Source organism: Sporosarcina sp. SAFN-010, from assembly GCF_059415065.1.
On sequence record NZ_JBPFDS010000010.1, the window covers coordinates 83,309 to 91,703 of the forward strand.

Genomic DNA, 8,395 nt, shown 5'->3' on the forward strand with positions numbered 1-8,395 from the left:
TCACCTTTCCGCTTTCAATTCCAATATTGTATCCCGGAGTTCAGCAGCACGTTCAAAGTCTAGTGCTTTCGCTGATTCTTTCATTTCTTTTTCAAGTGAAGCAAGTAATGTTGTTTTCTCTTCTTTCGTCAACTTCTTACCTTCTGTTACTTTATCCACAAAGGAGATGGATTCTTCAGAAGCTTGTGTCGCTCGGATGACATCGCGAATTCCCTTTTGAATCGTTGTCGGCGTAATATTGTGCTCTTCGTTATAATCCATCTGTATCTCTCTGCGTCGCTGTGTTTCTTCGATTGCTTTGTTCATGGAATCCGTATACCGGTCGGCGTACATGATAACTCGTCCTTCAGAGTTCCGTGCAGCACGTCCAATTGTTTGAATGAGCGCGCGTTCTGAACGTAGGAACCCTTCTTTATCTGCATCCAATATTGTCACGAGTGACACCTCTGGAATATCCAGTCCTTCTCTCAATAAGTTAATGCCTACTAAGACATCATATACACCAAGTCTTAGCTCACGAATGATTTCTATCCGCTCTAAGGTTTTGATTTCAGAGTGAAGGTAGTTCACTTTCACGCCAGCTTCTTTCAAGTAATCCGTCAAGTCTTCAGACATTTTTTTCGTGAGCGTCGTAACAAGCACACGTTCGTTTCGTTTTGCCCGTTCATTGATTTCATCCAATAAATCGTCAATTTGCCCTTCAATTGGACGTATCTCAATAATGGGGTCGAGCAAACCAGTAGGACGAATAATCTGTTCAACCATTTTTGGCGTATGTTCGATTTCATAAGGTCCCGGTGTTGCCGAGACATAAATTGCCTGATTGACATGTTTTTCAAATTCCTCAAACATAAGTGGACGGTTGTCCAATGCGGAAGGAAGACGGAATCCATGCTCAACTAAAACCTTCTTCCTCGCCTGGTCCCCGTTGTACATACCTCGGATTTGTGGAAGCGTCACGTGGCTTTCATCCGCCACAATGAGGAAATCATCAGGGAAATAGTCGATCAATGTATAAGGTGTCTCTCCCGCGTCGCGAAGGGATAGATGACGGGAATAGTTTTCGATTCCTGAACAGAAGCCCATTTCTCGCATCATTTCCAGGTCGTACCGTGTGCGTTGTTCAAGTCGCTGTGCTTCAAGCAGTTTGTCATTTTCTCGAAGTATTTTCAGCTGTTCTTCCAATTCTATTTCTATTCGTTCAATCGCTTTCACCATTTTCGCTTCACCAGTTACGAAGTGGGAATTCGGGAAAATCGCTACGTGTTCGCGTTCACCTAGCACTTCACCTGTCAGTGCATCCACTTCACGTAACCGCTCGATTTCATCTCCAAAAAATTCAATACGGATACAACGTTCGTCTTGAGATGCAGGGAAGATTTCCACGACATCCCCTCGTACACGAAACGTTCCGCGTGTAAAACTCACATCATTGCGCTCATACAAGTTATCCACGAATTTACGTAATAACTGATTCCTATCAATTTCCAGACCAGGGCGTAGTGAAATCATATGGGCACCATATTCTTCAGGTGAACCTAGACCATAAATACATGATACGGAAGCAACAATTAGGACGTCTCTTCGTTCAAAGAGTGATGCCGTCGCTGAGTGACGTAACTTATCTATTTCATCGTTTATACTGGAGTCTTTTTCAATATACGTATCTGTTTGAGGGACATAAGCTTCCGGCTGATAGTAGTCATAAAAACTTACAAAGTATTCAACTGCGTTATTAGGGAAGAACTCTTTGAATTCACTATAGAGTTGACCCGCAAGCGTTTTGTTATGAGCAATGACCAAAGTCGGTTTATTTACCTCGGTTACAACGTTTGAAACGGTAAATGTCTTACCTGTACCTGTTGCCCCTAGTAATGTTTGGTGCTTTTCACCTTTCTCAATACCAGCAACCAACTCTTTGATGGCAGCCGGCTGATCTCCTTGAGGTGTATATGGTGCTTGTAGGCTAAATGTATCTGTCACTGAACGTCACTCCCTAGTATTCCTCTATTGTCTATTTTATCACATTCCCTCTTCATACCAAAGCAAAAAGCGAACGTACGTTTTTTCTCAAAAAAAAACTGTACGCGATTGCGCACAGTTTTAAATCAATCTTTTTCGTCTAATTTACGTAACGAATCAGTCAGTTGCATAAAAGTCGGTTTATCATTACGATCCAGGGCCGCATCAATCTCTTCCAGCAAACGTGTTCGAGTTTGTTCACGGTGGATATGATTAAGAAACAAATCGATGTAGATGTCATTCAGCATTTTTTCCGCTTGCATTGAGGAACTATTCTTTCCCACAGCCTTTAGGAACTCAGCATATGAATAATTATTCTCCATCTTTCTCACCTCGGAACCCTTTTAATTATTGTAACGAATTCTTCCTCCATTTTGCAAGTACTTTTTCGAATATTCCTACTCTTCCTCTTTGTTATTCGATAATCGAATCGTGGCTTCAGAAATGATCAGTACAATTGCACCCATTACAAAAGGTGTTATTGACAGACCATGCATGAGTAAGCCTGCAATTACTATTAGCCCTGCTTGCAACCATTGGACACGCTCCGTCAAACGGAAAATTTCTTTTGGACGTGTCTCTTCTGTATTCGGGAATAACAAATCCATCCGGAATTCATCACCACCACGAAGTGTTTGCAACGTCTGAATCGCCGAGGCGAAGGCTAGTGCCCCAATGAAAATGAATGCCACGATTGGGAATGGGATGAACAACACTCCTAAAATCGATAGCACCGTTAGCCGCAGCCAAAGCCAAAAAGATTCGTCCGTCCGGATAAACGTCCGACGCAGCAAAAAGCTTTGTGCATCTGTACGCTCTACATTTGCATCAGGCATGAATAGACCGAGCCATGACCGCTTACTTATCGACCCCTTTAAATGAGGGACTTCAGTAAAATAGTTGGCAAATCGATAAAAACTCATCATCCGATTTTGCTCGAGTTCGATGAAGTGATTATAAGGAAATGGTTGTACGTTCGCTTTTTTCATCCACAAAGTAGCGTATAGCAAATAGGCAATTGTAATAACAACCAGGATAATCCACTGATCAGTGAGTACTGCATAAAACAATAGTGCGTTCAGTACGAAACGGATGAATCGGTCCCGCCACACTCCTTGTCCTTCGTTAGCTTTCCGATAAAGAAACTCGGTTCGCACACTTGCCCACAAAACAGCAATGATCAATAGAAGTAATAAGCCGAATATCGGTTTACTCCCTATTTCATAAGCACTTAGCATTGGTAGTGCTACGATGAAAACAATGATTGGTAAAGGTAATTTTGAAAAGAACGTCCAACTTAACGCTCGGCTTGTATACGTTGGTAATTCTTTTTCAAGTGGCAGTAAATAGACAGCATCTGCTGGTTTCAGAAGTGTCACTGGTGTCGCTATGAACGTTGAAGCAGCTAGCAACAGGGCGATGATCCGAGCCGCAGGTAAGTCAGCGGGTACATCTTTTAACCATTCACTATAGGAATAGCCTGCTGCTCCTATCGAAAACAGCAACACGATTGCCAAATGTCCCGTGAATACATATTGCAAGTAGCGCTGCAACTCCATCAAATATTTACCGAAACGGTTCCCCCACACTTCACGTAAGCTGTTCATAATCTGCTTCCTCTGTCATCGCAATGTATAAGTCATCCAGTGATGCATCCGGACGTCCGAATGCTTTTCGTAAATCGTCCATCGTTCCGTGTGCCCGCACGCTGCCTTCGTGCAAGAGGATGATCCGATCACAATGTTTTTCAGCAGTCGACAATACGTGTGTCGACATCAAAACCGATGCGCCATTTTCCGTTCTCTGTGTAAGTTGAGCAAGCAATGAGCGAATGCCTAGCGGATCTAGTCCGACAAAGGGTTCGTCAATAATATAGAGTGCAGGCTCAGCAAGAAATGCACACATGATCATGACCTTTTGCCGCATCCCTTTCGAAAAATGAGAAGGATACCATTTTAATCGTTTTTCCATTCGGAACTCTTTCAGTAACGCCGCTGATCTTGCTTCAAATATGTCTTGCGGGAGTCCGTACGCCATAGCGGTAAGTTCTAGATGCTCACGTAGTGTCAGTTCTTCATACAATATTGGCGTTTCAGGAATGTAACTGAATGACTTTCGATACAATTCAGCATCCTCGTCAAACGCGACACCGTTAATTTCAATGGATCCCCCTTGAGGATTCATCAACCCGATAATATGTTTGATGGTTGTACTTTTCCCGGCACCATTTAGTCCAATCAGCCCGACTAATTCACCTTTTTGAATGTTAAATGATACTTCATGTAGAACAGGTTTTCTTGAATAACCGCCTGTTACGTCTTTCAAATCAAGTATTGCCATGCGTCATCCTCCATTCTTCTTATAGTTTACCAAATTTGAAACAACAATGCCTTGTCCAGCTCATGCTGATTATCTGAAAATATGCTACACTAATGACATTCATGAAAGGAAGTGTACAAATGTCCTCTTGTATTTTCTGTAAAATCGTAGCCGGGGAACTCCCTGGAGAAGTTTTGTATGAAGATGAACACGTAATTGCTTTCATGGACATTATGCCAGTTACAAAAGGGCATGTCCTCCTCATCCCTAAAACACATAGGGAAAATGTGTATGACCTGACTTCTGATGAGGCCTCTCATCTGTTTGCAGTTGCTCCTAAAATTGCAAACGCCATTAAGGATACGTTTGAACCTGCGGGTATGAACCTCGTCCAAAATAATGGCGCAGCAGCCGGCCAAGCCGTTTTCCACTTCCATCTGCATTTCGTCCCAAGATACGACGAAACGGATGGGTATCGTCCTACATGGAATCCAAAAACAGAAGAGTTCCCAAGCGAACGGATTCAAGAACTTGCGGGAGACATTAAAAAGATTCTCCAAACAAACGTGTAACGTATCATTTAAAATCCAATCATGTTTCAACTATTCACGACAAGGAAATGAACCAACTAGGAAGGAGTGAGCTATAAATGAAAACATCTACATTTTTTGCAGGACTGGCTGTCGGGTCAGTTGCTGCTGCCATTACAGTTCTTTACTCAACTCCGCAGTCTGGAAGCGAAATGAGAACTTCCGTCGCAACTGCATCTGCCGATATAAAGTCAAAGCTAAAAGACGTGAAAGGTAGAGTCAATGAGTTGAAAGAATCCGTTTCTGATTTTGCAAACGAGAATGTCCAACCTGCGATTGAAGGGGTCAAAGATTCTGTAGGCGGTTGGCGCACTGCGGATGAAGGATCGCGGAACCGGTTAGAAAGCGAGATTCTAGAAATCCAATCTGCCATTGAAGAACTTGAACGTTCTGTTGCTGCACAACAAAATAATTGATAAGACGACAAGAGCATCCTCATTTTGGGGATGTTTTTTTATTTTTCTTTTAGTATTTGAAACGATTTCAATTATTTTTTCAATTCTAACTTTTTTATTTGTTGCTTTCCTGCTATAATGAAAGCATCTATAGAAAAAAGAAAGTAGGTGCTTGCATGTCCGAACAAGAGTATTCCTTTAAGGAAGCAATGATTTACACTCAACGTCTTGCGCAGATGTCCAAAGCGTTGTGGAAAGCTGTAGAAAAAGACTGGCAACAATGGATAAAACCTTATGACTTGAATATTAACGAACATCACATACTTTGGATTGCATATCATCTACAAGGTGCTACGATCTCAGATATCGCAAAATTCGGAGTCATGCATGTATCTACCGCATTCAACTTTTCCAAGAAATTAGAACAACGTGGGTACTTAAAGTTTTTCAAAAAAGAAGACGATCGCCGGAATACATATGTTCTCGTCACAGATCATGGCGAAGATTTAATCAAGAAGATGACCGAAAATTACTTTGTCTCTGATCATTCAATTTTAGATGGGTCCCTTCCCATTAAAAATCTTTACGGAAAGTTCCCTGAGTTTTTGGAAGTCATGTCCGTCATTCGCAATGTGTATGGTGAAGATTTCATGGGAATTTTCGAAAAGGGATTTGAAAGCCTCGGCCAAACTTTTGAAGAAGAAAATGGGCATCTCACAGCGACACCTAGTGAATTGAAACTCGTATCTGGTGAGGATAAATAATTCCCAAATCTCTGCTCAGTCTGCTATGATGGGAAGAGATGTCCAAAGGGGGTATGCACGTGATTTTAATAATAACTGTTCTCTTTTCACTATTCTACTTGTTCCAAATCAACAAAATGACGTTCGCGCTCTGCGAATCACGAGAAATTCCTGAAGAAAAGCAAAATAAAATATATGCAACTGTAAATGTACTGATTACTATCTTAATGTTATCACTTTACGTTGAAGTCTTTTTGAAGGTCTAAATAGCGAAAAGTCCACCCCGTAAAACGGGATGGACTTTTTTCATGTTTTAGTACAGGTAAGCCGCGCCTACAATGATCAATAGAATGAACAGGACAACCAACAATGCGAAACCAGATCCTGCTCCAGTACCTCCAGCATATCCACTCATCGAAGCACCCCCTCTCTTCTTTTGTATCTTATGCGAACCCCTTTTCAATAGTTGGGCGATTATAGTGGGAACCTTTTTGTACTCGATTCGTTTGTATGTTATAGTGACAATTGTTAATTACATTTACAGAGGAGTATCTAAACTATGAAAAAAACAGTACTATCGTTCACGTTGGCAGCATCTGTTCTTGCACTCTCGGCTTGTTCAGGGAATGCTTCTGATGATGAAGCAATCGTTACATCCAAAGATGGAGATATAACAAAGAGTGAATTTTACCAAGAGATGAAAGATTCCGTTGGTGAACAAGCACTGCAAATGATGGTTATTGAAAAGGTCCTCGATTCAAAATATGATGTATCTGACAAAGATGTGCAGGCAGAATACGATGATGTCAAAGAACAGCTTGGCGACAACTTCGATCAATACCTCGCACAACAAGGTCAAACAGCGGACGGTTTCAAAAAAGCACTTAAGCTCAACAAATTGCAAGAAGCCGCGCTTACAGATGGTATTAAGGTAAGCGATGATGAACTTAACAAATATCTAGAACAAAAGAATACAGAAATAAAAGCTAGCCACATCTTGGTTGCAGACGAAGAGAAGGCTAAAGAAGTGAAGAAGAAAGCAGATGCAGGCGAAGATTTCGCGAAACTTGCTAAAGAATACTCAACTGAAGAAGGCGCTGACAAGTCTGGCGGCGAACTTGGATGGTTTGGTGAAGGTAAAATGGTTCCAGAATTCTGGGATGCTGCTGTAGCAATGGAAAAAGGAACAATCAGCGAACCTGTTCAATCTGAGTTCGGATTCCACATCATCAAATTAGAAGACACGCGTAAAGCAGACGACAAAGAGCCTTCTAAAGCAGACAAAGAAAAAGCAAAACAAGAGTTGAAGCTTGCCAAAGCGGATACAAGCAAAATTGTCGACAAAGTTGCGAAGCTTATTAAAGATGCAGACGTGAAAGTAGCAGACAAAGATTTGAAATCTGCATTGGACATGTTTAACCAAAGCAAGCCTGAAGCTAAAGAAGACGGCGCAGATGCACCGGCTGACACTGAAGGCGAAGAGAAGTAATTTTGAATAAGCTACATGGCCTGTCAGACGTTCTGACGGGGCATGTGGCTTTTTTTGTTGGAAAGTTGTTGTGGGTATGAGGGTGTGGAGATTTATGATAAGTTTTTGTGGCATATGATCACTTTCAGAGATTTATGAGCACTTCCCCTCGTTTCACGCCAGAACTCTCCCGTTCCCGCGGCAAGCCCCCGCTCCAATTCGTATCCAAGCTCGTGACCAATCCATCTTTCCCCTCATTCAAAACCAAACCTAATTGGTGTGCTTCGCTTCGCTACGCATTTAGGGATTGAGATTGGGGGAGTTATGATTTCCATCTCAACCCGCTCGTTTCTCGTCAGTACCCGCTCGTTCTCCGTTGCAACCCGACCGTTTCTCGCCAGTACCCGCCCGTTCTCCGTTGCAACCCGACCGTTTCTCGCCAGTACCCGCCCGTTCTCCGCGGCTACCCAATCGTTTCTCGCCAGTACCCGCTCGTTCCCGCGGAAAGCCCCCGCTTCGATTCGTATCCAAGCTCGCGACCAATCCTTCTTTTCCCTCATTCAAAACCAAACCTAATTGGTGTGCTTCGCTTCGCTACGCATTCAGGGATTGAGAGCGAAGGAGTTAGGATTTCCATCTTAACCCGCTCGTTCTGCGTTGCAATCCGCCCGTTCCCCGCCGCAACCCGTGACTTAGTTTCCCGCCAGCACCCGCTCGTTCCCGCGGCAAGTCCATCGCCCCAATTCGTATCCAAGCTCGCGACCAATCCATCTTTTACCTAATTCAAAACCAAACCTAATTGGTGTGCTTCGCTTCGCTACGCATTCAGGGATTGAGAGCGAAGGAGTTAGGATTTCC

General features: G+C 42.8%; 11 protein-coding genes. 5 read left to right on the forward strand and 6 right to left on the reverse strand.

All coding sequences use genetic code 11. The annotated features are described in order from the left end of the window. The 4 genes from uvrB to ACR65F_RS12335 all read right to left on the reverse strand — a co-directional run bounded on the left by uvrB (position 1) and on the right by ACR65F_RS12335 (position 4,362). Positions 1-1,983, reverse strand: a complete 1,983-nt coding sequence (gene uvrB, locus ACR65F_RS12320; RefSeq protein WP_440504584.1) for an excinuclease ABC subunit UvrB — start codon at positions 1,981-1,983, stop codon at positions 1-3. A 125-nt stretch (positions 1,984-2,108) separates the two neighbouring features. Further along, on the reverse strand, positions 2,109-2,345 hold the full coding sequence (locus ACR65F_RS12325) for an IDEAL domain-containing protein (RefSeq protein WP_025783097.1): 237 nt from the start codon (positions 2,343-2,345) through the stop codon (positions 2,109-2,111). Between the two features lie 75 nt (positions 2,346-2,420). Next, on the reverse strand, positions 2,421-3,629 hold the full coding sequence (locus tag ACR65F_RS12330; protein WP_440504585.1) for an ABC transporter permease: 1,209 nt from the start codon (positions 3,627-3,629) through the stop codon (positions 2,421-2,423). Further along, entirely contained in the window at positions 3,613-4,362 is a 750-nt protein-coding gene (locus ACR65F_RS12335) for an ABC transporter ATP-binding protein (protein ID WP_039042559.1), read from the reverse strand. Before ACR65F_RS12335 ends, ACR65F_RS12330 begins: the two co-directional genes overlap by 17 nt. Before the next feature lie 119 nt (positions 4,363-4,481). Here ACR65F_RS12335 and ACR65F_RS12340 point away from each other — a divergent pair, with 119 nt between their 5' ends. From ACR65F_RS12340 to ACR65F_RS12355, 4 genes are all read left to right on the forward strand, one after another. Then, on the forward strand, positions 4,482-4,913 hold the full coding sequence (locus ACR65F_RS12340; RefSeq protein WP_039042560.1) for an HIT family protein: 432 nt from the start codon (positions 4,482-4,484) through the stop codon (positions 4,911-4,913). 77 nt (positions 4,914-4,990) lie between these two features. After that, positions 4,991-5,347, forward strand: a complete 357-nt coding sequence (locus ACR65F_RS12345) for a YtxH domain-containing protein (protein WP_039042561.1) — start codon at positions 4,991-4,993, stop codon at positions 5,345-5,347. Between the two features lie 155 nt (positions 5,348-5,502). Continuing rightward, positions 5,503-6,090 carry an HTH-type transcriptional regulator Hpr gene (locus ACR65F_RS12350; protein WP_440504586.1) on the forward strand — a complete coding sequence of 196 codons (588 nt, stop codon included), beginning with the start codon at positions 5,503-5,505 and terminating at the stop codon, positions 6,088-6,090. 53 nt (positions 6,091-6,143) lie between these two features. Further along, entirely contained in the window at positions 6,144-6,335 is a 192-nt protein-coding gene (locus tag ACR65F_RS12355; protein ID WP_225217795.1) for a hypothetical protein, read from the forward strand. 47 nt (positions 6,336-6,382) lie between these two features. Here ACR65F_RS12355 and ACR65F_RS12360 read toward each other — a convergent pair whose 3' ends face one another. Further along, a complete protein-coding gene (locus ACR65F_RS12360; RefSeq protein ID WP_082003340.1) occupies positions 6,383-6,484 on the reverse strand; it encodes a YjcZ family sporulation protein in 102 nt (33 codons plus the stop codon). Between the two features lie 144 nt (positions 6,485-6,628). On the opposite strand from ACR65F_RS12360, the gene ACR65F_RS12365 reads away from it, so the two are divergent. Further along, positions 6,629-7,558: a peptidylprolyl isomerase gene (locus ACR65F_RS12365; RefSeq protein WP_039042563.1), complete on the forward strand. Its 930-nt coding sequence runs from the start codon at positions 6,629-6,631 to the stop codon at positions 7,556-7,558. Positions 7,559-7,873: 315 nt separating this feature from the next. Here the strand turns inward: ACR65F_RS12365 and ACR65F_RS12370 are convergent, their stop codons facing one another. Beyond that, the gene (locus tag ACR65F_RS12370; RefSeq protein WP_440504587.1) at positions 7,874-8,101 is read right to left on the reverse strand and encodes a hypothetical protein; all 228 of its coding nucleotides are present in this window, start codon (positions 8,099-8,101) and stop codon (positions 7,874-7,876) included. Between the last annotated feature and the right edge of the window lie 294 nt (positions 8,102-8,395).